General features: G+C 26.5%; 28 protein-coding genes and 5 tRNA genes. 12 read left to right on the top strand and 21 right to left on the bottom strand.

Annotated elements, in window-relative coordinates; translation table 11 throughout:
* Positions 1-454: 454 nt before the first annotated feature.
* The 5 genes from CRU93_RS12235 to CRU93_RS12215 all read right to left on the bottom strand — a co-directional run bounded on the left by CRU93_RS12235 (position 455) and on the right by CRU93_RS12215 (position 935).
* Positions 455-531, bottom strand: a tRNA-Arg gene (locus CRU93_RS12235).
* 55 nt (positions 532-586) lie between these two features.
* Positions 587-671, bottom strand: a tRNA-Leu gene (locus CRU93_RS12230).
* A 4-nt stretch (positions 672-675) separates the two neighbouring features.
* A tRNA-Arg gene (locus CRU93_RS12225) sits at positions 676-752 on the bottom strand.
* 18 nt (positions 753-770) lie between these two features.
* A tRNA-His gene (locus CRU93_RS12220) sits at positions 771-847 on the bottom strand.
* 10 nt (positions 848-857) lie between these two features.
* Positions 858-935, bottom strand: a tRNA-Pro gene (locus CRU93_RS12215).
* Between the two features lie 175 nt (positions 936-1110).
* Here CRU93_RS12215 and CRU93_RS12210 point away from each other — a divergent pair.
* The 3 genes from CRU93_RS12210 to CRU93_RS12200 are packed head-to-tail and all read left to right on the top strand — an operon-like array spanning position 1111 to position 2966.
* Positions 1111-1938 carry an AraC family transcriptional regulator gene (locus tag CRU93_RS12210; RefSeq protein WP_129104484.1) on the top strand — a complete coding sequence of 276 codons (828 nt, stop codon included), beginning with the start codon at positions 1111-1113 and terminating at the stop codon, positions 1936-1938.
* A 46-nt stretch (positions 1939-1984) separates the two neighbouring features.
* Positions 1985-2668 (top strand): AzlC family ABC transporter permease, encoded by a 684-nt coding sequence (locus CRU93_RS12205; RefSeq protein ID WP_129104483.1) that lies wholly within the window; start codon positions 1985-1987, stop codon positions 2666-2668.
* Positions 2661-2966, top strand: a complete 306-nt coding sequence (locus tag CRU93_RS12200; protein ID WP_129104482.1) for an AzlD domain-containing protein — start codon at positions 2661-2663, stop codon at positions 2964-2966. The genes CRU93_RS12205 and CRU93_RS12200 overlap by 8 nt, the downstream gene beginning before the upstream one ends.
* 14 nt (positions 2967-2980) lie before the next feature.
* On the opposite strand, the gene CRU93_RS12195 is transcribed toward CRU93_RS12200, so the two are convergent.
* The 3 genes from CRU93_RS12195 to CRU93_RS12185 are packed head-to-tail and all read right to left on the bottom strand — an operon-like array spanning position 2981 to position 5499.
* A complete protein-coding gene (locus CRU93_RS12195; RefSeq protein WP_129104481.1) occupies positions 2981-3760 on the bottom strand; it encodes a thiazole synthase in 780 nt (259 codons plus the stop codon).
* 33 nt (positions 3761-3793) lie between these two features.
* Positions 3794-4102, bottom strand: coding sequence for a divalent-cation tolerance protein CutA (gene cutA, locus CRU93_RS12190; RefSeq protein WP_129104480.1), 309 nt, complete (start codon positions 4100-4102; stop codon positions 3794-3796).
* The gene (locus CRU93_RS12185) at positions 4099-5499 is read right to left on the bottom strand and encodes an NAD(P)H-hydrate dehydratase (RefSeq protein WP_129104479.1); all 1401 of its coding nucleotides are present in this window, start codon (positions 5497-5499) and stop codon (positions 4099-4101) included. The genes cutA and CRU93_RS12185 overlap by 4 nt, the downstream gene beginning before the upstream one ends.
* 184 nt (positions 5500-5683) lie before the next feature.
* Here CRU93_RS12185 and CRU93_RS12180 point away from each other — a divergent pair, with 184 nt between their 5' ends.
* Positions 5684-7099 (top strand): sodium:alanine symporter family protein, encoded by a 1416-nt coding sequence (locus tag CRU93_RS12180; protein WP_129104478.1) that lies wholly within the window; start codon positions 5684-5686, stop codon positions 7097-7099.
* Between the two features lie 14 nt (positions 7100-7113).
* On the opposite strand, the gene CRU93_RS12175 is transcribed toward CRU93_RS12180, so the two are convergent.
* The 13 genes from CRU93_RS12175 to CRU93_RS12115 form a co-directional block, all read right to left on the bottom strand.
* Positions 7114-7440: a translation initiation factor SUI1 gene (locus tag CRU93_RS12175; protein ID WP_129104477.1), complete on the bottom strand. Its 327-nt coding sequence runs from the start codon at positions 7438-7440 to the stop codon at positions 7114-7116.
* The gene (gene tsaD, locus CRU93_RS12170; protein ID WP_129104476.1) at positions 7437-8429 is read right to left on the bottom strand and encodes a tRNA (adenosine(37)-N6)-threonylcarbamoyltransferase complex transferase subunit TsaD; all 993 of its coding nucleotides are present in this window, start codon (positions 8427-8429) and stop codon (positions 7437-7439) included. Before tsaD ends, CRU93_RS12175 begins: the two co-directional genes overlap by 4 nt.
* A complete protein-coding gene (locus CRU93_RS12165; RefSeq protein WP_129104475.1) occupies positions 8426-8986 on the bottom strand; it encodes an alpha/beta hydrolase in 561 nt (186 codons plus the stop codon). The genes tsaD and CRU93_RS12165 overlap by 4 nt, the downstream gene beginning before the upstream one ends.
* Positions 8987-8994: 8 nt before the next feature.
* A complete protein-coding gene (locus tag CRU93_RS12160; protein ID WP_129104474.1) occupies positions 8995-9423 on the bottom strand; it encodes a DUF1566 domain-containing protein in 429 nt (142 codons plus the stop codon).
* Positions 9423-9698 (bottom strand): hypothetical protein, encoded by a 276-nt coding sequence (locus CRU93_RS12155; protein ID WP_129104473.1) that lies wholly within the window; start codon positions 9696-9698, stop codon positions 9423-9425. Before CRU93_RS12155 ends, CRU93_RS12160 begins: the two co-directional genes overlap by 1 nt.
* On the bottom strand, positions 9688-10755 hold the full coding sequence (gene dxr, locus CRU93_RS12150) for a 1-deoxy-D-xylulose-5-phosphate reductoisomerase (protein ID WP_129104472.1): 1068 nt from the start codon (positions 10753-10755) through the stop codon (positions 9688-9690). Before dxr ends, CRU93_RS12155 begins: the two co-directional genes overlap by 11 nt.
* Positions 10752-11510 carry a phosphatidate cytidylyltransferase gene (locus tag CRU93_RS12145; protein WP_129104471.1) on the bottom strand — a complete coding sequence of 253 codons (759 nt, stop codon included), beginning with the start codon at positions 11508-11510 and terminating at the stop codon, positions 10752-10754. Before CRU93_RS12145 ends, dxr begins: the two co-directional genes overlap by 4 nt.
* Positions 11511-11582: 72 nt before the next feature.
* The gene (locus CRU93_RS12140) at positions 11583-12644 is read right to left on the bottom strand and encodes a class I SAM-dependent methyltransferase (protein ID WP_129104470.1); all 1062 of its coding nucleotides are present in this window, start codon (positions 12642-12644) and stop codon (positions 11583-11585) included.
* The gene (locus tag CRU93_RS12135; RefSeq protein WP_129104469.1) at positions 12641-12991 is read right to left on the bottom strand and encodes a hypothetical protein; all 351 of its coding nucleotides are present in this window, start codon (positions 12989-12991) and stop codon (positions 12641-12643) included. The genes CRU93_RS12140 and CRU93_RS12135 overlap by 4 nt, the downstream gene beginning before the upstream one ends.
* Positions 12988-13626: a beta-ketoacyl synthase chain length factor gene (locus CRU93_RS12130; RefSeq protein ID WP_129104468.1), complete on the bottom strand. Its 639-nt coding sequence runs from the start codon at positions 13624-13626 to the stop codon at positions 12988-12990. The genes CRU93_RS12135 and CRU93_RS12130 overlap by 4 nt, the downstream gene beginning before the upstream one ends.
* Positions 13623-14738, bottom strand: coding sequence for a beta-ketoacyl synthase N-terminal-like domain-containing protein (locus tag CRU93_RS12125; RefSeq protein WP_129104467.1), 1116 nt, complete (start codon positions 14736-14738; stop codon positions 13623-13625). Before CRU93_RS12125 ends, CRU93_RS12130 begins: the two co-directional genes overlap by 4 nt.
* A complete protein-coding gene (locus tag CRU93_RS12120) occupies positions 14725-14979 on the bottom strand; it encodes a phosphopantetheine-binding protein (RefSeq protein ID WP_129104466.1) in 255 nt (84 codons plus the stop codon). The genes CRU93_RS12125 and CRU93_RS12120 overlap by 14 nt, the downstream gene beginning before the upstream one ends.
* Before the next feature lie 83 nt (positions 14980-15062).
* The gene (locus CRU93_RS12115; protein WP_129104465.1) at positions 15063-16277 is read right to left on the bottom strand and encodes an NAD(P)/FAD-dependent oxidoreductase; all 1215 of its coding nucleotides are present in this window, start codon (positions 16275-16277) and stop codon (positions 15063-15065) included.
* Between the two features lie 93 nt (positions 16278-16370).
* Here CRU93_RS12115 and CRU93_RS12110 point away from each other — a divergent pair, with 93 nt between their 5' ends.
* The 8 genes from CRU93_RS12110 to CRU93_RS12075 form a co-directional block, all read left to right on the top strand.
* Positions 16371-16685, top strand: a complete 315-nt coding sequence (locus CRU93_RS12110) for a hypothetical protein (RefSeq protein WP_129104464.1) — start codon at positions 16371-16373, stop codon at positions 16683-16685.
* 13 nt (positions 16686-16698) lie between these two features.
* A complete protein-coding gene (locus CRU93_RS12105) occupies positions 16699-17382 on the top strand; it encodes a glycosyltransferase family 2 protein (RefSeq protein WP_129104463.1) in 684 nt (227 codons plus the stop codon).
* A complete protein-coding gene (locus tag CRU93_RS12100) occupies positions 17383-18249 on the top strand; it encodes a lysophospholipid acyltransferase family protein (protein ID WP_129104462.1) in 867 nt (288 codons plus the stop codon).
* A complete protein-coding gene (gene hutH, locus CRU93_RS12095) occupies positions 18246-19766 on the top strand; it encodes a histidine ammonia-lyase (protein ID WP_129104461.1) in 1521 nt (506 codons plus the stop codon). Before CRU93_RS12100 ends, hutH begins: the two co-directional genes overlap by 4 nt.
* A 10-nt stretch (positions 19767-19776) precedes the next feature.
* Positions 19777-20475, top strand: a complete 699-nt coding sequence (locus CRU93_RS12090) for an SDR family NAD(P)-dependent oxidoreductase (protein WP_129104460.1) — start codon at positions 19777-19779, stop codon at positions 20473-20475.
* Positions 20476-21018: a hypothetical protein gene (locus CRU93_RS12085; RefSeq protein ID WP_129104459.1), complete on the top strand. Its 543-nt coding sequence runs from the start codon at positions 20476-20478 to the stop codon at positions 21016-21018.
* Positions 21011-21478, top strand: coding sequence for a hypothetical protein (locus tag CRU93_RS12080; RefSeq protein ID WP_129104458.1), 468 nt, complete (start codon positions 21011-21013; stop codon positions 21476-21478). Before CRU93_RS12085 ends, CRU93_RS12080 begins: the two co-directional genes overlap by 8 nt.
* A partial coding sequence (locus CRU93_RS12075) for a hypothetical protein (RefSeq protein ID WP_164967681.1) occupies positions 21462-22607 on the top strand: 1146 nt, incomplete at its 3' end. The genes CRU93_RS12080 and CRU93_RS12075, both read left to right, overlap by 17 nt.

The following is a 22607-nucleotide window of genomic DNA, read 5'->3' as shown; positions in this document are numbered from 1 at the left end:
AACTCTCACTTATTCCTTTCGGCCTCAGCGAATTTGGACGGGAATTATAGTATCTTTTTTTACTTTTGTCAACACTTACACCTTAATATTAACTTAAATTTTTTAATTCTTTATACTCTCCCTCTTTCCCTTCTCTTTCTTATTCTTTTTTTATTGATTTTCTCCGCTTTTTATTGCCTTTTTTTGCTTTTTATTTTATTCTATTTTTCTTTTTGATATTTTTTTTGTTTGCTTTTTTAGGTTTTTATTAGAAGGTTGATTTTTATAACTTTTTATGACATTTGATTTATTTTGATATTATATATATCTATTTAGTGAAATGTAAAATTTTATAAGTATGATTTTAATTTTGTTAAATTTAATACATTATATATATTTAGAAGTATTAATAATAAAATATTTCAATTAAAAATGAGTTGATTTAAAATAGTATAAAATTGATTGTTTAAAATAGTGGTACGCCTGACACGATTCGAACGTGTGACCGATGCCTTAGAAGGGCATTGCTCTATCCAGCTGAGCTACAGACGCATAAAGTAAGAAAGCCTTATATAAATGATACTAAATCATTCATATAAGGCTTTAGTGGTGCGGATGAGAGGACTCGAACCTCCACACCGTGAGGCACCAGATCCTAAGTCTGGCGTGTCTACCAATTTCACCACATCCGCAAAGTGGTACGCCTGACACGATTCGAACGTGTGACCGATGCCTTAGAAGGGCATTGCTCTATCCAGCTGAGCTACAGACGCATAAATAAAAAAAATGAATGGGGTGGATAATGGGATTCGAACCCACGGCCCTCGGAACCACAACCCGATGCTCTAACCAACTGAGCTATATCCACCATTTAAAGATGGTCGGGGCGAGAGGATTCGAACCTCCGGCCCCCTGGTCCCAAACCAGGTGCGCTAACCAGACTGCGCTACGCCCCGACAGTAGCTTTTTGAGTAGTTTCTCTCAAAAAGTGGACGGAATTATATTATATTTTTTTTTATTTGTCAAGGGCTTTTACTTAAAAATCCATTTTTTTTTGAAATTTCTTTTTAAATACAAATTTAAAGCAATTTAATACAATACATGTGTTATTACTTTTGATATAATCATAATATGAAAAAGAATAAAATAATTCACAATATTAAATTTAATAAACCTAACCTTCAAAGAGATATTGTAATTTATGAAGGTCATTTTAATCATTTTTCTTATGATAAACATGTACATGAAGATTATACTATAAGTGTAATTGAGAAAGGTTACATGAATGCATTTTTAAAAGGGTTCCATCATCAATTTGACAAATCATCAATAATTACAATTAACCCTGATGAAATTCATGCTTGTGGAATCTCTGATAATAGTGATTATAAACATAGGTCATTATATTTAAAACCTCAAATTGTCAAAGATATATTAAAAGATAATTTTTCTAAAAAACAATTATCTTTTTCTAATAGTTTTTTCAATAATGAATACATATATAACAGACTCTTTTTTTTAATGAATCAAGAAAATATGTCTATTATTAATAATTTATCATGGGAATGTGAACTTATTGATGTAATAAATAATATTTTAAAAATTAATTCTAAAGCTAGTGATATTATTGAATTACCTTCTCATAGTATACTAATTAATAAAGTAAAAGAGTATATGCATGATAATTTTTATATGCAAATTTCATTGGATGATATTGCAAACGAATTTTCTATATCAAAATATCATCTATTAAGACTGTTTAAAAAACACACCTTTGTATCTCTTCATACATATTTAATGTTATTAAGAGTAGAAAAAGCAAAGTCTTTTCTACAAAAAGGTCTTAGTTTGATTGAAACAGCTTACACGTGTGGATTTAATGATCAAAGTCATTTAAATAAAAGATTTAAAAGTGCAACAGGATTAACACCAGGAGAATATAAAAGCTTTTTTAAATAGCAACCTCATCCAATACAAAATCATTTATATTAGATAATATTCAAAAATGAATAATGAATTAAAAAATGGATTTATGGCAAATTTGCCTATTAGTATAAGTGTTTTTGCTTACGGAACAGTTTTAGGAATTATATGTACTTCAAAAAGCTTAACTTTTCTACAGTTAGCATTGATGAATATTTTTGTATTTGCTGGTTCATCGCAATTTGTAATAGTAGATATGATTGATAATCCTACAAGTTTATCAATAATTATTGGAAGTGCATTACTTATTAATCTTAGATATTTTCTAATTAGTGCATCTTTAAATAATCTTTTTTATGATTCGTCATTAAGAAAAAAAGCTCTTTTCATGCATTTTGTAACTGATGAGTCTTGGGCTATTACAATGAGTAAAAATAAAAATGAAAAGATAAATAACTATTTTTTATTTGGTGGAGGCTTATGTATCTTTATCACCTGGTTTTTAGGAACAATGACAGGCTATTATTTTGGAAAGTTGATTTCAAATCCAAATTTATATGGGTTAGATTTTGCATTTTTAGCTTTATTTACTGCTCTTATAACAACTATGTATAAAACTAAAAGTGATTTGATTACGTATATAAGTACTGCATCTATTGCAATTATTTTGGAAAAATATATAAATAATATGTCATATATTATATTTTCATCTTTAATTGGTTCTTCTTTATATATCATATTAAATAAAAGAGTTTCGAATGAATAATACAAATATTTTAATTATAATATTTTTTGTTGGATTAGGTACATATTTTTTAAGACTTTCAGGTTTACTTTTGTCTTCAAGATTAAAAAAGATTAAATATATTGACCTATTTTTAGAAGGATTACCTCCAACTTTATTAATATCCTTAATTGTTCCATCAATAATAAAAGTTGGCACAATCGGAATAATTGCTGCTTTAGTAACTATTATTTTGATGTATAAGACTAAAAATAGTTTTCTTGCTATGAGTATAGCTGTTTTACTTGTAGCATTAAATAGAAATGGACTTCTTTTATAAAGAAGTCCTATTTATTAAAATTGGATAAGTCCATCAACTGGAGAACTTGCAGTTGCATATGGTTTTTTAGGAATTCTTCCTGCTTCATATCCCATTCTTCCAGCAATAACTGCATATTTCATTGCTTCTGCCATTTTAATTGGATCTTTAGCACCTGCAATTGCTGTATTTGTTAATACAGCTTCTGCACCAAGTTCCATTGCTATTGCAGCATCACTTGCACAACCAACACCTGCATCAACAATTACTGGAACTTTTACTGCATCTTTAATAAATGCTACATTATATTTATTTTGAATACCAAGACCAGATCCAATTGGAGCAGCAAGTGGCATAACTGCATCAGCTCCAGCGTCTTCTAATCTTTTTGCAATAATTGGATCATCATTTGTGTAAGCCATAATAGTGAATCCATCTTTTTTTAATATTTCACAAGCTTTAATTGTCTCAATAACATCAGGATAAAGAGTTTTTTGTGCATCACCAATTACTTCTAATTTAATTAAATCAATCCCTGTAGCTTCTCTCATCAATCTAAATGTAGTTATAGCTTCTTCAGCAGTGAAACATCCTGCACTATTTGGAAGAAGTTTTACATTTGTATCTTTAAAATAATCTAATAAGTTTTCTTCATTTGGGTTTGTAATATTTACTCTTCTAATTGCAACTGTAATAAGTTCACTTCCACTTGCTAATGTTGCATCTTTTGTTGTTTGAAAACTATCATATTTTCCAGAACCTACAATAAGTCTACTATTAAATTCATATTTACCTATTTTCAAAATATTACTCATTTACTTTTCCTTTAACAATTATTATATTTATTTTTAACAATTTTCTTCTATAAAATCTTTGTAATCTTTACTAATATTATCGATTTTAAGACTTATAATTTCAGGCACATCATAGCTATGTAATTCTTTGATTTTCCTTTTGATTTTTTTAAAGTTTTCTTTTTTAGTTTTAATGTTTAATAGGTACTCTACTTCTTCACAAAACTCATTATTCCATGTATACAAAGAATCAACAGCAGATAGATGAATGCAAGCTGCCAATTTTTTTTCTAACAAAATTTTAGCAATCTTTTTTGCTTCTTTTATATTATTTGTTGTTGTTTGAACTATGATATATTTCATATATTTTTTATTCCTTTTATTAAATCATTTGGTGTTAATGAATAGTTATTATAATTATATTTCTTTGCTGATATTGTGTGTGCTAAAGAAGCATTTATTGCACTATTTAAACAGGTATAGCCTTGTGCTAATAAAGATACTATCAAGCCACTTAGAATATCTCCGCTACCACCTTTGCTCAATACAGATGTACCTAATGTATTTATATAAATTTCATTATTATGAGATATTATCACATTTGCACCTTTTAATAAAAGTGTAACATCTGGATATTTATTTGAGAACTCTTTTACATATTTAAATCTATCTTCTTGTAATTTATTAACATCAATATTTGCAATATTTGATAGTTTTAATAATGAACAAAATTCCTTAGGATGAGGGGTTAATACAACATTTTTGTCTAAATAATCTAATATCAACTCATCATAAAAAAGATCTGCATCAACTACTTTTTTTATATTTAAATCCAAAATCTTTTTAATCTCATTTTTATCATATATTCCTAAACCCATGCCAATTGCAATTGCAGTAGCATTATCAGGTACTTTATGGGATTGCATTAAATAGTAAGGCATTTGGATTTCTTCATGAACTAATGCAGTTACAAGCCCTGCACCAAAATTAAATGCTGCATCGCTAGCAAGGATTCCTGCACCTTTTTTAGAACCAACAATTATACAAGCATGCCCATAAGTACCTTTGTGTGAATCTTTTTGATTTCGTAAAGGTAAAACTAAATCTTTCTGTTCTAATAAATAATTATTTGTTTTGTTTTCATACATAAAAGAACTAATACCTAAATCTGCAATTTTTAATTTTCCAATATACTCTTTTGCAATATCTGTTAAAAGTGATAACTTTGCTGCGCCCATGGTAATAGTTACATCTGCTTTAAAAGCAACATCATAAACATACCCATTATTATTTATTCCACTTGGTACATCACAAGCAATTTTATATGAATTAATCTCATTTAAATTTGATATTATTTGCTTTGCATCTTCATTTAAAGGTTTATTTAATCCACTTCCAAATAAACAATCAACTATTAAATCTACATTTTGTAGGTCTTTTATTGAGTTTACTTCTTTTATACCAAGAGTATTATCTCTTTGTAATTGAAGTTTCGCCATATTTGATTTTACGCCAAAAGGTAAATATAATATTATATTTTTATATTTATTTTGCAAAAGCCGTGCAAGAGTTATTCCATCTGCTCCATTATTTCCTACACCACATATGATTAATATAGTTGAATCATAATGATTTAAAATATTTTCAATCTCATTTTTTAAAGCAAGTGCAGCATGTTCCATCAATAAATCTTCACTTAACATAAATTTTTCATAACATTTTTTATCTAAAGTTGATACTTCATTAAATACATTTTTCATATTAACTCTTTCTTGCAAGATACTAAATTATATTAAAAAATATTAAAATTTCTTATTATGTAAAGTATTTATAGTGTAACAATTTAACTTGTGTCACGTGATTATATTACTATAATGTTTCATATTAATTACATATAAGTTATATTTCAGTATTATAACTGACATTTAAAAAAAGGAATCATTTATGAATGAAATAATAAACTTTTTAAATAATATCTTTTGGGGATACATTCTACTGTATGGTTTACTTGCAGTAGGTATATATTTCACAATTAGACTTAAATTTATACAATTTATTCATTTTAAAGAGATGTTCAAATCAGTTTTTGATAAAGATGAAACTGATGAATCGGGGATATCTCCATTACAAGCCTTAACAATTTCACTTGCTTCAAGAGTAGGAACTGGGAACCTTGCTGGTGTAGCAGTTGCATTATATCTTGGTGGAGCAGGAGCTATTTTTTGGATGTGGATTGTTGCATTAGTTGGTATGGCAACAGCATATGCAGAAAGTACATTAGCACAACTATATAAAGTTAAAGATGAAAACAACCAATATAGAGGAGGACCAGCTTTTTATATTGCAAAAGGTTTAAAGTCTCCTATTTTAGCAGGAATTTTTTCTATTAGTTTAATTATTGCATTTGGTCTTATTTTTAATGCAGTTCAAGCAAACTCTATTGCAAATGCAGTTGGTTCAGCTTTTAACATTGATAAAATGTATGTTGGTTATGCAATTGCAGCAGTTGCGGCATTGGTTATTTTTGGAGGAATTAGAGGTATTGCAAAAATTGCAGAAATAGTTGTTCCTTTTATGGCTATAGTTTATTTACTTCTTGCAATATTTACAATGATTGTAAATTATGAAGCAGTTCCTGGAATTATTGCACTTATCGTAAAAAGTGCATTTGGATTACAAGAAGCTGTAGGTGGAGTTACAGGTGGTGTTTTAGCAGCATTAATGAATGGTGTTAAAAGAGGATTATTTTCAAATGAAGCTGGTATGGGTTCTGCTCCAAACATTGCAGCAGTTGCTACTCCTACTCCTCATCACCCTTCATCTCAAGGTTTTGTACAAGCATTAGGTGTTTTTATTGATACATTATTAATTTGTACTGCAACTGCTGTTATGATTCTATTAGCAGGTGTTTTAGACCCTGGTTCTGGAGTTAAAGGTATTGAACTTACACAACAAGCATTAAGTGTACATATTGGTGAAGCTGGAAACTATTTTGTTGCAATTGCAATTTTATTCTTTGCATTTACATCAATTATTGGTAATTATACATATGCTGAAAATGCTTTATCTTATTTAGGTGCAGGAAAAAGAACATGGATTTTTCTTCTAAGACTTGCAGCTATTTCAATGGTAATTTGGGGGTCTTATGAAAAAGTTCAAACAGTATTTAATGCAGCTGATGCTGCAATGGGATTAATGGCAACAATAAACTTAATTGCAATTGTACTTTTATCTGGTACTGTAGCTAAATTAACTAAAGATTATATTGAACAAAGAAAAGCTGGTAAAGAACCTACTTTTGAAGCAAAATATTATCCAGAATTAAGAGATAAAATTGACATTTCAATTTGGAAAAAATAAGAGGAATACTCCTCTTATTTTTTAAATTTCCAACCTTCTATTTCTAAAATATCTTTTATCTTATCTTTTACATTACCTTGAATTTCAATCCACTCTTCTTTTATGCTTCCACCACATGCAAGTTTTTTCTTTAATAATTTTAGTACTGCTTTTTTATCAGCATCACATAGATAAAATCTTCCAACTAATGTGACTGGTTTACCTTTTCTTTTTTCAAAAGTAAATACCAATTGATGTTTATTCTTTGGTTCAATATGATTATTCGAAGATTTATTTTTTTTATCCTCTTTTTTTGTATCAAAAATATTATCTTCTAATTTTGCACCCATTTCAAATATCATTTAAATGCCTTTATTCTAGTTTGTATATCAATATCTTCAATTTTAGTAAACTCATTATTTTTATATTGTTCTATTGCAACTCTTCCTATCATTGCTGCATTATCTGAGCAATACTTTAATTGGCTTAAATGAAGTTTTGTATTATTCTTATTGCAAAGTTCTTCTATTTGAGTTCTTAGATATATATTTGCACTAGCACCACCAACGATAGCAAAATTTTTAGGAACATACGATTTAAAATATTTCTTTACTTTTTGAAGAATATGCGAAACAGCTGTTTTTTGAAAAGATGCACAAATATCTGCTTTATCTTGATGTGATAATTCACCTATTTTTTCAATTTCAAGTCTTACTGCATTTTTAAGTCCTGAATAACTAAATTCAATTTTAGGGCTCTGTCTTAAAGGAATAGGAAAGTCAAACCTATTTTCATCACCTTGTAAGGCATACTCTTGAATAATAGGTCCACCAGGATAACCTAATTTCATCATCTTTGAAACTTTATCAAAACTTTCACCAAAACTATCATCTAAAGTTGTTGCAATAATTTTCATATTTGTATATGAATTTGCTTCAATTATTTGAGTATGTCCACCAGATACTAACAAAATTGTAGAAGGCAATATCTCATCTTTTTCTATAAATAAGGAGTAAATATGCCCTTTTAAATGATTTACTGCAATTAATGGTAAGTCTAAAGATATAGCTAAAGCTTTTGCCATAGTTACACCTTCCATTAAAGTCACAGACAATCCAGGTGCATTTGTAACTGCAATTGCTTTTAATTTAGGGAAAAACTCTTTTGTCTCTTCTAATATTTTTGGTAAAGCTTCAATATGAAGTCTTGCTGCTAATTCTGGAACAACCCCTCCATAACTACTATGTTGTAATTCTTGAGATATTTTTTTATGATAAATTAACTCTTTTGTTTTTATATTTGTAATTGCTATTGAACTATCATCACAAGAAGACTCTATACTTAAAATCAATTTTTTTCTCCTTGTTCACACTCTTCTTCTCTATTTATCCAGTCTAATGCACAATCAAGTTTTCCAAATCCAGAATCTGCATTAATATGTCCTGCATTTTCCATTATTTTCATACCTACATTTAGCTCTTGTTGTAATTCATATGCTTCTTCAATATTCATATAAGGGTCATTTGTTGAAACAGCTAATATTACCTCTTTTGATTTTAAATCTTTAGGAGCTTTATAAGGGAAAAACTCTTTTATTTTTTCTAAATTACAATTTTTTCTAACAGGAGCAACTAACATTAATTTATCAAGTTGTATATCTAATTCATTACATACATGAAACCATAAAATATTTGCCAATGAATGGCAAACCACAATTTGAGGTTTAAAATGTTCAATCTCTTTTTTTAAAGTCTCTTTCCATTTTTTAAAACTTGGATTATCTCTTGAAGGGAAATGAGGAAAAGAGACTATATAATTTTGCTTAATTAAATCTGCTGCTAAATGTGATTGCCAATGTGGATAATCACTTCCATTTAATCCATGTAATATTAAAACTCTTTTATTCATCTATATCCTTATCTTATATCTTTTACACATCTTACATATTTTTCTTTATATCTACTATCATAATATGCAGTTCCACTTATAAAATGCATATAATCTGCATAATACCAAAGTGTTCTCCAATGAGCTTTACTAGCCCAATAACCATCTGGGGCATTATATCGAAACGCTTTTATAATGAAGTTTTTATGATTCTTCTTATTTACTATTGTTTTATACTCTTCAATTGTAGGAAGTCTCCAATTTAAATAACTTCCAATTTTTAAATTTTCACAATATTGTTGGGCATCTTGATGTGTCTTTTTTATTTTAATTACACTAACATTATCTTGCCACATTAATTTATTAATTCTATCAATAACAACATTAAGACTATTGTTTCTTTCAAAGCCATTTGCATACAAAGATGTAAGTACAAACAGAAAAAGTAGTAGTTTCATTATTTAGCCTTTATACTAAATTTACCTTTTTCTAACTGAGCTTTTGAACTTTCATTTAAAAGTTCTATCTCTACTTTATAACCTTTTTTAAAGACTAATCCCACAAGTTCTTTATGTTCTTTTATTTGGTTATCACTTTTGTTATATTTCTTCCACTCTTCAAACTTATGTTCATAGCTATTTAAAATTTCTTTTTCAAATTTTGTTCTTGTATATATTAAGTATATTACCAAAATTATTAAAATAAGAAAAGGTATTAGTAAATCAAGCTCCACAATAATTCCTAATTTCTCTATCTAACGCAAAGATATCATCAATATTGTTAATTATTGGATTATTAAATTTATTTATTGCATCAATAGAGATTTTTGATATATCTAAAAATCCAATTTCATTATTCAAAAACTTTGATACTGCAACTTCATTTGCTGCATTTAAAACAACACCTAAATCTGGATTTTCGAGTATTGTTTTTCTTAATTGCCAAATTGGATATCTATTTTGTTCAATTTGTTTAAATTCTAAAGAACCAACTTTTACTAAATCTATATGTTCCAATATAGGTTCATCTACTTTTCCAAGCAAAGCATAAGAAATAGGAAGTTGCATTGATGCATTTGCAATATGTGCAGTTGTACTTCCATCTTTGAAGTTTACCATTGCATGAATCAATGATTTTGTTTCAATAATTGCATCAATATTTGTTGTATCAAATAGCCATTTTGCTTCTAGTAATTCAAACATTTTATTTGTCATTGTTGCACTATCAATTGTTATTTTATTACCCATTGACCAATTTGGATGATTTAAAGCCTCTTTAATTGATACATCTTTTAATTTATCTAAAGAATAATCTCTAAAAGAACCACCACTTGCTGTAATAGTTAAAGAATCAATTTTTTTATCTTGAATTAAATACCAAAGTCCAAAGTGTTCACTATCTATTGCTACAAGATTTGATTGGTCAATAAATTTTCCTGCAACTACTAATGACTCTTTATTAGCAAGTGCAACTCTTTTTTTACACTCTATTGCTTTTAAAGTAGGTCTTAAACCCAAAAAACCAACCAAAGCATTTACTACAATATTAGAATCAGAGTTTTCAATTACTTCTAATATTGAAGATTCCCCCGCTTTTACATTATTATGATTTACTTTTGAGATATCTTCTTTATCTGCAATTACAATTTTCTTAGGTTGGAACTCTTTAATTTGTTTATTTAAAAGTTCAATATTTTTTCCTGCAACTAAAACCTCAACATCAAGATTGAATTTTCTTGCAATATTTAGAGTATTTACTCCAATTGATCCTGTACTTCCTAAAACTATCAAGATATTACTCTTAAGGCAATTAGCATAATTATTGAAGCAAATAAATATCCATCTGTTCTATCAAGTATTCCACCATGTCCAGGTAAAAAACTTCCACTATCTTTTACTTTTGCTTCTCTTTTTAGATAACTTTCAAATAAATCACCAAATACAGATGCAATTGAAGTAACAAAAGATATGATAAATGCTTCAACAAAAGTTAAATCACTAAGTGCAAAAATAGAACCAATTAAAGAACCAAATACAATCCCACCAATTACACCTTCAAGTGTTTTATTTGGACTAGTTTGACAAAACTTAGTTTTACCAATACTTTTACCAACAAAATATGCTGCTGTATCTGTTAATGCTACTACAACTAAAATCCAAAGAAGTGATTGCATTCCAAAATCTTTATATAATGCTAATAAAAATAGAAAAGATACCGTTGGATAAAATAGTGGTAAGAAAATTTTCTTATTTAATGTTTTTGTATAAGCCAAAATAGAAGCATATATTACTCCTAATATAAAAGATAGATCTTCTGGCTCTGGATAAAAATAAGCAACTGCCCATAAAACTGTTGAATATATAAAAAGTTGAGTACTTTGAATATGAAAAAGCTTTGTTGATTCTTTTATAGCAATAATTAGAAGAGATCCTAAAAATAACCATGTAACAAAATATGAATCAATATATCCAATTATTAATATGACTAAAACAAGAGCAATACCTGTTTTTATTCTTGTTGAACTTGATGAAAGTAAGTTTGACATTAAAATCCCTATTTTTTTATTAATACTATTTTAGCATTATTGGACTTTTGTATTTATAAGTAAAAATAAATACTATTTACAAATAATCAAAGTTTGACAAATTCCTATATTATCAACTATTTCACAAACTTCAAGTCCGGCTTCTTTTAAATATCTTTCAAAATCTTTATAGCTAAACATTTTACTATAACCATTTGCCATAGCTGTAAAATATACAGATGTATTTATTACACAATAAGCTGCTGTTTCATTATTTTGTCTATCCCAAAAAGGTTCCATAATACATATTTTAGAACCTCTTGCCAATGATTTTTTTACTCTTTTTAAAATATCTATAATTTGTTCTTCTTTAAAACAGTCTAAAAACTGGCTCATCCATACTATATCAAAATTTGTTGGTATAGCTGTGTCTTTGGCTAATATATTTGCTTCATATGTAGAGATATTTTTTATATCATTTTCATAAATATTTTGTTTTGCTAATTTTATTTGTTGAGGCAAATCCATTATTGTTATTTGGATATTTTCATCTTTTTTAGATAATAGCGTAGCAAACTTTCCTGTGTTTCCTCCTATATCTAAAATTGATTTAGGGTTTAAACTTCTTAAAATTTTTATTGCTTCTTCAAATCCACCATCTGAATAGTAGTGGTCAAATTCAAACCAGCTATCTTTTACTTTAGGTGGTAAACTTGATAACGCTGGATATATAGTTTCCCAATCACCAAATGTTTTTAATCCACAAGCTTTATTTTGTTTAATAGATTCTTCTAAATTATATAATCCTAAATAATTTACATAATGATTATAATTCATATTTATTCTAGTCATCTCATCATTATCTAGAAAAAAACCTACTTTAGTCAAAAACCAAAAATCATCTTCTTGTTTTACTATATTTGCACTTAATGCAGTTTCTAATAAAACTTGAACTGAATAATTTGACAAATTAACTTTTGAAGCTAATTCTTCTAAAGTTATACCATTTTTTGAGTTTTGCTTTAGAACTTTGAGTATTTCTAAATCTCTCATTACCCTTGCAACTTGAAATATAATAGGAGCAAAAGCTATTTTTTGAGCTTCATATTGTGCTTCTAATGCATTTAATTTATCATTGTCTTTAAAAAACTTCATTCTTTCACCATTATTGTAAAAATACCTTTTGCAAATTTTTCTTTCTCATCTAGTTTTAATATTTCAAAAGAGAATTCACAAATTTGTCCAAACTCATGCTCTTTTTTTATTTGTGCAATATATTCTAAATCTTCTAAGTCATTTAATAATTCTATATCTTTTAAAGATATAACAAACCCTTCTTTAGACTCTTCACTTGAAAATGCTGCACTACTTTGTGCTGCTGATTCAAAAAGCATAGGCAAAGTTGGAATAGAAGGAAAACAAACTTTCACTTTAGCAATATTATCTTGAACACTTATTTTCTCTTGTGCAAATTTAATTGGAGGTAAATGAGGAATATTCATATATTAACTCCTATTACACTATTTTTGTTATTTAAAAAATCTTTTGCAATTTCAATTAAAGAAGCAATTGACTTTGGATAGTCTTTATCAATATTATCTAAAAATATATTCTCTTCTTTATTTGTCACTCTAACTTTTAATGCAACTGCACATTCAAGATATTTTATACATTTATTTACTTGTTTTATATTTTCTATATCTAAAGTCTCAGTACATACTATTAAAATTTCATCACCATCTAAAGCTTTTATTGCAGAGATTTTTAATAATCTATCAGAAGTATTATCTCCTGAAGAGATTGTCATAATTTCATTTTCATTTTTATTTAAAATGGAAGCGTATGAAACAGCAGTATTATAAACTGAATTTTGAAAATCAGTTGGAGAAATTCCATCTTGATTCAAAATTGCATTTAATATTTTTGCAGTTGCTGGTAGTTCTCCATATGCACTTCCATACATTATTCTTCCATTTTCAAAATTTACTTTATCTATCAACTCCACGACTAATTTTGCTGCTTTTGTTAATCTTCTTCTAAAAACCATTTTAGGAACTAACTCTTTTGTTCTTAAATCTTCAATTTTATCTTTAGAGTATAAATATGCAGCATCTAAAATTTCTAAATTTATTTTCATTTTGCACATCCAAATACTAAACTCACATTATTTCCACCAAAAGCAAAAGAGTTACTAAGTACATACTTTATATCTTTATTTATCACTTCATTTGAAATTTTTATAATTTCATTTTCTAAATCTTTTATATCTTTACTTGGAGGAATTATTTGTTTATTTATTGCCATACAACAAATTGCAGCTTCTAATGCACCTGCTGCTCCTAAAGTATGTCCTGTAATTGATTTTGTAGAACTTACATAAGGCATACAATCACTAAAAAGAGAAGATATTGCATTTAGTTCAGAAAAATCATTTGCATATGTTCCTGTTCCATGTGCATTTATATATGAGATATCTTCTTTTTTAATATTTGCATTTTCTATTGCTAAAGACATAGCTTTATTTGCACCTAAGCCTTCAGGTTGTGGTTGAGTCATATGATGTGCATCAGAGCTATATCCAACACCACAAATTTCAATTGATTCATTTGATGATTTTTCATTTTGAACTAATAGTGCAGCAATTGCTTCAGATACATTCATTCCTTCTCTATTTCTTTCAAAGGGAGTACAAGGTTTTGAAGATAATACACTTAAAGCATGAAATCCACAAACAGTAGTATAAGAAAGTGAATCTAATCCTATAACTAATACATTTTTATAAATTCCCTTTTCAATAACTTCTTTTGCGTAACCTAAGGCATTTGCACTTGAAGTACAAGCAGTAGAAAAAGAGATATCATCATAAAAAGTATATTTTTGTTTTAATTTGTATGCAACCGCATCAATTGGATGTTCTTTGTAATTTATATTTTCGTAAGTTTTATCTTGGAAGAAAATTTGTTCTGTTTTAATCATACCACCAACAGAAGAACCGATAACTAAAAGAGTATTAGAAAAGTCTTTTAAATTTGACTCTTCTAATATATTATCACATACTTGAAAAACTAAATCATCAAATAGAGTTTTTGAATCAATTTTTCCTATTGCAACAACACTATCTTTTACATAATTTGTATCAAGGCTAATCTTATTTTTTTTTTGACAAATTGAACTAAAAAGTTCTTCATTACTGTTTCCAGCACAAGATATTGTTGAAAAATTATTTATATAAGCGTTACTTATTTTCATTTATATATTTTAATAAATTTTCAACTGAAGAAAAAATTTCGTTATATAATTCAGGGTTTTGAATCTTAACTCCGTACTCTTTTTCTATTATTAATACAAGTTCTATTGAATCAACTGAATCTAAACCAAGTCCATCATCTCCGAATAAAGGGTCATTATCATTTATCTCATCTGGTGTCATATCTTCTAAATTTAAACCATCTATTAAAACTTGTTTAAACTCATTACTTGAAATAGCCATTACGTATTTTTCCTTGTGTATTTTTCATAAATTTTACCATTTTTGCACTTTTATGTATCTTACAAAATATTCAAACTGTAATATTATTGAACCATACTAACTAATGCATTAATTTTATTCTTTGTATCTTTCACAAAATAATTATTTTCATCCCATACATAACCAGAAAGAATAGAACTTATTGATTTTTGAATTAATTCTGATTTATGTCTACTATAAAAAATTTTTCTTAATTTTCCTTCATACCAAGCATAAACAAACTCTCTAAATACATTTATTCCCATATTCATATAATCTTCATAATCTTTTTGCCAGTCAACTTTTTTACCATTTAGTTCATCTATTATTAATTTGGCAACTCTATTTGATGATTCTAAAGCAAGAGTTACTCCAGAAGAAAATACTGGATCTAAAAACTCAGTTGCGTTCCCACTTAAAGCATACCCTTTTCCATACATTTTTTTAATAGAAGATGAGTAACCATTTATAATCCCTACAGGAGTAACTTTTTGTGCATCTTTAAATTTTTCTTTCAAATATTTATGGTTAAAAATGACATCATCTAAAAACTCTTCTTTTGAAAGTTTTTTATCTTTAAAATACTCTTCTTTACAAACAACACCTAAAGAAGTAGTTCCATCACTAAAAGGAATAACCCAAAGCCAAGCTTTATTATCATCATGTATTACAATATCAATAAATCCTTCTTTATCCCCTTCTCTTCTTTTTTCACCTTTTACTCTTGTAAATATTGCATTTCTTAATTTTAAATCTGAAGGTATATCAAGATCTAATAGTTTTGGTAAAACTCTTCCATAACCGGAAGCATCTAAAACAAATCTACTTTTGTACTCTAAAATCTCTTCATTTATATCTTTAGCTTTTACAATATCATTTTCATTATCATATTCAAATACTTCTACCCTATGAAATACTTTTGCTCCTAGTTGCTTTGCGCAATTTAATAATACATTATCAAAATTTTCTCTTTTAACTTGAAAACTTGTTGCCCATTTTTGCCCAAGATTTTCCCTAAAATCAATATGTTGCTCTTTTTTCTCTTCATTAATAAAAATTGCTCCACCTTTTAACATATAATTTTGTTCTTTAATTGTGTCAATTAAATTACACTCTTCTAGAATTTCATTACATCTTGGTAATAAAGATTCACCAATAACAAATCTAGGAAAATCTAATTTTTCTAATATAACAACACTGAATCCTGCTTTTAATAGTTTACACGCAGCTAATGAACCACTTGGACCCGCTCCAATAATTAATACATCGCACTCTCTCACAAAAACTCCTTGAAATAATTGTATTATTATATACTTAGTTATCTTTCGATAAAATATCCAAATAATTTTTACATGCACCAAGGAGTATTTTCATTGAACAACTTATTTAAACTTATAAATAAAAATCAAATAGAAGATCAAACTTTATTTGAAGTTGTTTTTAGTGATGAAACTCATCCTGTTTTTCAAGCTCATTTCCCAGAAAATAGCCTATTACCTGGTTTTCTACACATTGATATGATTGCAATATTATTAGATACTAAAATAAAAAAAATAAAAAAAGCAAAATTTATAGCTCCAATATTTCCCAATGATACAGTAATTTTTCAAGTAAACAATAAAAAAGATGCTTATGTTGTAAAAGTTCTAAAAAATAATAAAAAATGCAGTGAGTTCACTTTTGAATAAAAATAGAGACATTATGGTTGTTATACCCACTTATAACAATCCAAAGACAATAAAAAAAGTTCTTGATGATGTATTAACTCATAACTTTCAAGTAATTATAGTAGATGATGGTTCTGACACTAAAGTAGAAGATTTAATAGAAAATAAAAATATTACTGTTTTAAGACATGAAAAAAATCGAGGTAAAGGTCAAGCAATTTTGACAGGTGCAAAAAAAGCAAAAGAATTAGGCTATGATTTTTTTATAAGTATGGATGGAGATGGTCAACACTTAGCATCTGAGATTTTTAAACTTGTAGATGCTAAAAATAGTCAAAATCAAATTGTAATTGGATCAAGAAATTTTAATATTGAAAATGTACCAACAATATCAAAAGTTGGAAGAGCATTTCACAACTTCTGGATAAAACTAAATAGTGGTTATGATATAAAAGACTCATTAACTGGGTTTAGATTATATCCTACTAGTATTTTAAATTTGAATATAAAATGTAAAAGATTCAACTTTGAAGCAGAAGTTTTAGTAAAACATTACTGGAAATATAAAAATATAACAGATACAACAATTGAGTGCTATTATCCAACTCCTGAAGAGAGAGTTAGTCACTTTGACAATTATAAAGATACTATCTCTATTACATTACTTCATTTAAAATTATTTACTCAAAAAATATTTTTATTAAAAGGATTATTCTAAATGCAGACTAAACAAAGAGTTGGTGGATTTGTAGTAAAAACTCTTTATCGTTTTTATAAAATTTTTGGATACAAAAGTGTATATTTCTCTTTATATTTTGTAGTTTTATATTACTTTTTATTTGCAACTAATGTTAGAACTGCACTAAAAGATTATTACAAAAATATAGGTATAAAGTTTACAAATAGAAAGTTTTTTAAACATCTATTTAATTATGCCCTAACAACTTCAGATAGATTTATTTCTAAAGCAAATCCAGAAGATTATATTTTTTCAAATAATAACAGAGATATTTTATACAATGAAGCTAAAAATGGCTCTATTATTATTTCTAATCACTTTGGTGGCTGGGCAACTGCAACAAACTACTTTGATAAAGATAATGTAAAAATAAATGTTGTTATGAATGAAGCTATGATAAAAAATGCAAAAGAGTTTGAATCAATCATTAGCAAAAAAAACGAAAAATGTGTTAAAATTATTGATATTTCAAAAGGTATGATTGCAACATCGATTACAATAGGAAATGCTCTTTTAAACAATGAATCAGTTGCTTTTATGGGTGATAGAGCATTGAATAAAAAATACGAAATAAAAACTAACTTTTTTGGAAAAGAGGCTTCATTTAATAAAAATCCTTTTTTAATTGCATATAAAACAAAAAAACCAATTATTCTTTTATTTGTAGTTTTAAAAAAGTCAAGAACATATGAATTACTTTATGAAAGAATAGATTTAGATTATAGTAAAAAGCAAGAAGAATCTATAAACATGGGAATAGAAAAGTATGCAAGAAAACTTGAAGAAGTACTAAAACAACACCCTTTATTGTGGTTTAATTTTTATAAATTTTGGGAGAGCAAATGAATTTAAAAGTTGATAATAGACATATTGAATTAGATGAGATTATAAACTCAACACAAATAGAGATTTCAAATAATGAAAACTTTGTAAATAGTATTGAGAAAACTCATAACTATTTGATGAAGCAGATAAAAGATGGTAAACCTATTTATGGAATTACAACAGGATATGGAGCAAGTGGTAAAAACTATGTAAGTTATGAAGATAGTAAAACTTTACAAAAAAACTTATTTAGATTTCATGGATGTGGAATTGGTCCTAAATTATCATACAAAGTTTGTAAATATGCAGTAATTATGAGAACAATATCTTTAAGTAAAGCACGTTCAGGTGTAAGTTTAGAGCTTTTAAAAAGACTTGAGTTACTAATACAAAAAGATATTATTCCAGTAATTCCATCACAAGGTTCAGTAGGAGCAAGTGGTGATTTAACTCCTTTATCTTACATTGCTGCTGTTATTGCAGGAGAAAGAGAAGTTTATTATAAAGGAGAAATAGTTTCTACTCAAGAGGTTTATAAACAACTAAATATTCCTTCTTATGAATTTAAACCAAAAGAAGCATTAGCAATTATGAATGGAACAACAGTGATGAGTGCTATTGCACTTGCAGCTATTGAAGAGTTTGAAACAATTGTTGATTCAATGGAATCATATGTTGCAGGAATGTTTGAAGTATTACTAGGAGATGATACTCCTGTTTCTGATTTCGTTCATGAATCAAAACCTTTTGATGGACAAATCCAAACAGCAAAAAATATAAAAATAAAAATAGAAAATTCTAAATTAACTCATGGTAGAGATGATAGATACGACAAGTTTTTTGCTGATAATGATTTAAATATTCAAGATAATTACTCTATGAGATGTGCCCCACAAGTATTAGGAGTAGTAAGAGATAATCTTAAAATTTCAAAACAGTGGGTAGAAACAGAAATCAATTCAGTAAATGACAATCCACTAATTGATGGAGAAAATGAAAAAATCTATACATCAGGTAACTTTTATGGTGGATATGTGGCACATGCGATGGATACTTTAAAAATATGCGCAGCTAATGTTGCAGACTTACTTGATAAAGAGTTTGCACTACTTGTTGATCATAAATTTAATAGAGGTTTAGGAGAGAATCTAAAACTTGCAAAAGAGCCATATTATCATGGATTTAAAGCTATGCAAATTAGTCTTAGTTCTTTAAGTGCAGATGTAATTAAAAATACAACTGCTGCTTCAATTCATTCAAGACCAACTGAATCATTAAACCAAGATAAAGTATCAATGGGTACAACAGCAGCAAATGATTTTGCAAAAATGATTCCTGATTTATATAATATGCTATCAATTGCATTTATAGGAATGGCTCAAGCTGTAGATATAAGAGGGAAAGATGAAGTTTCACCTCATCTAAAAAACATATATAATAAAACTAGAGAAATTATCGAACCACTATACAAAGATAGAAGAATGGATTTTGATATTGAAAATATTAATAAACTAATTAGAAATAAATTTTTTATTTAAAAGAGGCATTATGCAAAAAGTACTTATAACAGGATCTACAGGTTCAATTGGACAAGAAATTGTAAAACAGTATGCAAAACATGGTTACTATATCTATTTACATTATTATAGTAAAAAAGAAAAAGCACAAGAGTTATTAGAAGAGATTGATAATGAAGGTGAGTTAATCTATTTTGATATAAAAAATAAAGAATCAATAAAAAAAGCATTAGAAGATATTCAAGTAGATGTACTTGTAAATAATGCAGGTATAATAAAAGATAATTTATTTTTCTTTATGAGTGATGATGAGTGGGAAGACGTAATAAATACTAATTTAAATGGGGTTTATTATGTAACAAAAGTAATTTCTAAAAATATGATGTTACACAAAAAAGGTAGTATTGTAAATATTGCCTCTGTTTCTGCTATATCAGGGAATATTGGTCAAGCAAACTATTCTGCATCAAAAGGTGGGATTATATCTTTAACAAAGACTTTATCTCTTGAATTAGGAAGATACAATATAAGAATAAATACTTTAGCTCCAGGTATAATTGAATCAGAAATGACAGAAAATATTCCAAACTTAAAAGAGTTAAAAAAATCAATTCCATTGGGAAGATTTGGTAAACCAAAAGAGGTTGCTAAATGTGCATTTTTTATTGGATCTGAAGCAACTTATGTAAGTGGAGAAGTTATAAATATCAGTGGCGCTATGGTTAGATAAATGAATATTTTAATATCATTAATTTATGCACCAGTACTTTTTGTATGCCTTAAATTTTTTGATATTAAAACTGTTTGTATATATCTATTTTTTATAAGTGTTATTTGGTTTGGATTTTCAATAAAAAAAAGTATTAAACAATCTTTATATCCAACTTTATATATTCTAATATCAATAATTGGTTATTTTGGAAATTCTTTTTATATTTTGAAATCATTACCATTTATAATATCACTATTTTTTACAGCTTTAATGCTTATTTCATATATAAATAAAGACTCAATTATTCTTCTTTTTGCAAGAAAGTTTTCAAAAAAAACAATTTGCAAGGATGAAGAACAATATATTTATAGTAGTACTATTTTTTGGTTTTTTTTATGTTTGATAAATAGTAGTATTCAGTTTTTTATATTAGTTTATAAAGATATAACTTTTTGGGCATTGTATAGTTCAATTGGTTGGTATTTTATTTTTATTTTTGGTGGTATTTTACAATATTTACATAGAAAATTTTTCTTTTTAAAAAGGATTAAAAGTGTATAAATTTTTCTTATTTTTTATTATTAATATATATGCTTTTGCGCAAACAATTCACTTTAAAGAGCAAAGATATATTTATGCACTAAATAACTCTATTTATAAAAAAGGTTTTATAGATTTTTCTAAAGAAAGTATTAAAACTTGGTATGAGAAAAGTGATAAAAAGCTTATTTTTAAAGACTCTAATTTATATATAAAAAAAGGCTCTACTCTTACACAAAATAATAGTATTGCTTCAAAAGTATATTTTACTTTACTAGAAGGAATATTTTTTGATAACAAAGATAAGATAAACTCTTTTTTCAAAATAGAAAAAAAAGAACAAAAAACTCTTTTATTACCCAAAAATAGTGTTTCTAACTATTTAGAAAAAGTAGAATATAAAAAGCAAAATAACAAACTTAAGTTTTTAAAAATATTTTTACTTAATAATGATAGGATCATAATTGAACAAATTGATTAAAATAAGTACTTTTATAATTCTTACTGTTTGTATAGTTCTACTTTTTACTTCAAAAAGTTTAGATAATATTTCAAATAATATTTTGACAATTCTTCCTTCAAGTAAAGAAAAATCTTTACTACTAAACTATGATAAATTAAAAGCATCAAAAACTATTATTGTTTCTACTAAAGGTCTTGATGAAAATTCATATAAAAATATAAAAAAAATAGATAAAGAGTTATCTAATATTAAATATCTTTCTTTAAAACAAAATAACTCAAATAACTTTAAAAATGAGTACTTAAAAAAATATCATCTATATTTAAATAAGATGAATGAGCATAAAATCAAGAGTTTAAACATACAAAATGAATTATCAAATTTATATAGTAGTTTGACAAACTCTTTTTTTCCAATAATAATTAACAATAAAGACCCATTTAATTTATTTGAAAATATTAAAACAAATAGTGCTTTAGATATAAAAAATTCACATTTAATTATCAAAGATTATGGTTATATCTCGTTTTTTGATATTGATAAAAAAGCTAATTCATTAAAACAATATAAACAAATCTATAATGAGATTTCTAAAATAAAAAAAAGATTTAACAATACTACAATTTTTAGTCCAATTTTTTATTATGTAGAGAATCAAAAAGCAATAAAAAATGACGTAAATAAAATAGTTATAGTTGCAACAATTATTCTATTTATTTTATATATATTTATGATTAAAAACTTTTCATTACTATTTCATACAGTAAGTGCATTAGCAACTTCTATAATTTTATCAATAATTATTCTCTCTTTGTTTTTTAATAATATTTCAATCTTTACATTAGTATTTGGTATCTCTATTAGCACTGTTGCAATTGATTATATGTTTCATCTTTATATGAATGATTATTATGTAAAAAATAAAAGTTTTAATAAAGAGGTATTCTTTGGTTTTTTAACAACTATAATTGCTTTTTTTATTATTAGTTTTACATCTTTTGATTTAATAAAACAGATATCTATTTTTGCAATGAGTACACTTTTTATATCATATTTACAATTTTCAATACTATTTCCTAAAATAGGATTTACTAGAAAAAAAGAGTTTGAAATAAAAATAAATCTTTTTAAAATCAAACCTATATAT

The organism is Arcobacter sp. CECT 8985 (genome assembly GCF_004116495.1).
GTDB lineage: Bacteria > Campylobacterota > Campylobacteria > Campylobacterales > Arcobacteraceae > Malaciobacter.
Note: the sequence above shows the minus strand (reverse complement) of the source record. Positions and strands in the feature narration are given on the sequence as shown.

Excerpts from the sequence above, each read along its gene's own strand:
- cutA (WP_129104480.1), bottom strand. The coding sequence starts at position 4,102 with ATGAAATATATCATAGTTCAAACAACAACAAATAATATAAAAGAAGCA.
- CRU93_RS12120 (WP_129104466.1), bottom strand. The coding sequence starts at position 14,979 with ATGGCTATTTCAAGTAATGAGTTTAAACAAGTTTTAATAGATGGTTTA.
- CRU93_RS12145 (WP_129104471.1), bottom strand. The coding sequence starts at position 11,510 with ATGTCAAACTTACTTTCATCAAGTTCAACAAGAATAAAAACAGGTATT.
- hutH (WP_129104461.1), top strand. The coding sequence starts at position 18,246 with ATGAATTTAAAAGTTGATAATAGACATATTGAATTAGATGAGATTATA.
- CRU93_RS12165 (WP_129104475.1), bottom strand. The coding sequence starts at position 8,986 with ATGAATAAAAGAGTTTTAATATTACATGGATTAAATGGAAGTGATTAT.
- CRU93_RS12100 (WP_129104462.1), top strand. The coding sequence starts at position 17,383 with ATGCAGACTAAACAAAGAGTTGGTGGATTTGTAGTAAAAACTCTTTAT.
- CRU93_RS12125 (WP_129104467.1), bottom strand. The coding sequence starts at position 14,738 with ATGAAAATAAGTAACGCTTATATAAATAATTTTTCAACAATATCTTGT.
- CRU93_RS12135 (WP_129104469.1), bottom strand. The coding sequence starts at position 12,991 with ATGAATATTCCTCATTTACCTCCAATTAAATTTGCACAAGAGAAAATA.
- CRU93_RS12140 (WP_129104470.1), bottom strand. The coding sequence starts at position 12,644 with ATGAAGTTTTTTAAAGACAATGATAAATTAAATGCATTAGAAGCACAA.
- CRU93_RS12185 (WP_129104479.1), bottom strand. The coding sequence starts at position 5,499 with ATGAAAAATGTATTTAATGAAGTATCAACTTTAGATAAAAAATGTTAT.
- CRU93_RS12105 (WP_129104463.1), top strand. The coding sequence starts at position 16,699 with ATGGTTGTTATACCCACTTATAACAATCCAAAGACAATAAAAAAAGTT.
- CRU93_RS12090 (WP_129104460.1), top strand. The coding sequence starts at position 19,777 with ATGCAAAAAGTACTTATAACAGGATCTACAGGTTCAATTGGACAAGAA.
- CRU93_RS12175 (WP_129104477.1), bottom strand. The coding sequence starts at position 7,440 with ATGATATTTGAAATGGGTGCAAAATTAGAAGATAATATTTTTGATACA.
- CRU93_RS12160 (WP_129104474.1), bottom strand. The coding sequence starts at position 9,423 with ATGAAACTACTACTTTTTCTGTTTGTACTTACATCTTTGTATGCAAAT.
- CRU93_RS12085 (WP_129104459.1), top strand. The coding sequence starts at position 20,476 with ATGAATATTTTAATATCATTAATTTATGCACCAGTACTTTTTGTATGC.
- CRU93_RS12205 (WP_129104483.1), top strand. The coding sequence starts at position 1,985 with ATGAATAATGAATTAAAAAATGGATTTATGGCAAATTTGCCTATTAGT.
- CRU93_RS12200 (WP_129104482.1), top strand. The coding sequence starts at position 2,661 with ATGAATAATACAAATATTTTAATTATAATATTTTTTGTTGGATTAGGT.
- CRU93_RS12195 (WP_129104481.1), bottom strand. The coding sequence starts at position 3,760 with ATGAGTAATATTTTGAAAATAGGTAAATATGAATTTAATAGTAGACTT.
- CRU93_RS12130 (WP_129104468.1), bottom strand. The coding sequence starts at position 13,626 with ATGAAAATAAATTTAGAAATTTTAGATGCTGCATATTTATACTCTAAA.
- CRU93_RS12210 (WP_129104484.1), top strand. The coding sequence starts at position 1,111 with ATGAAAAAGAATAAAATAATTCACAATATTAAATTTAATAAACCTAAC.
- CRU93_RS12180 (WP_129104478.1), top strand. The coding sequence starts at position 5,684 with ATGAATGAAATAATAAACTTTTTAAATAATATCTTTTGGGGATACATT.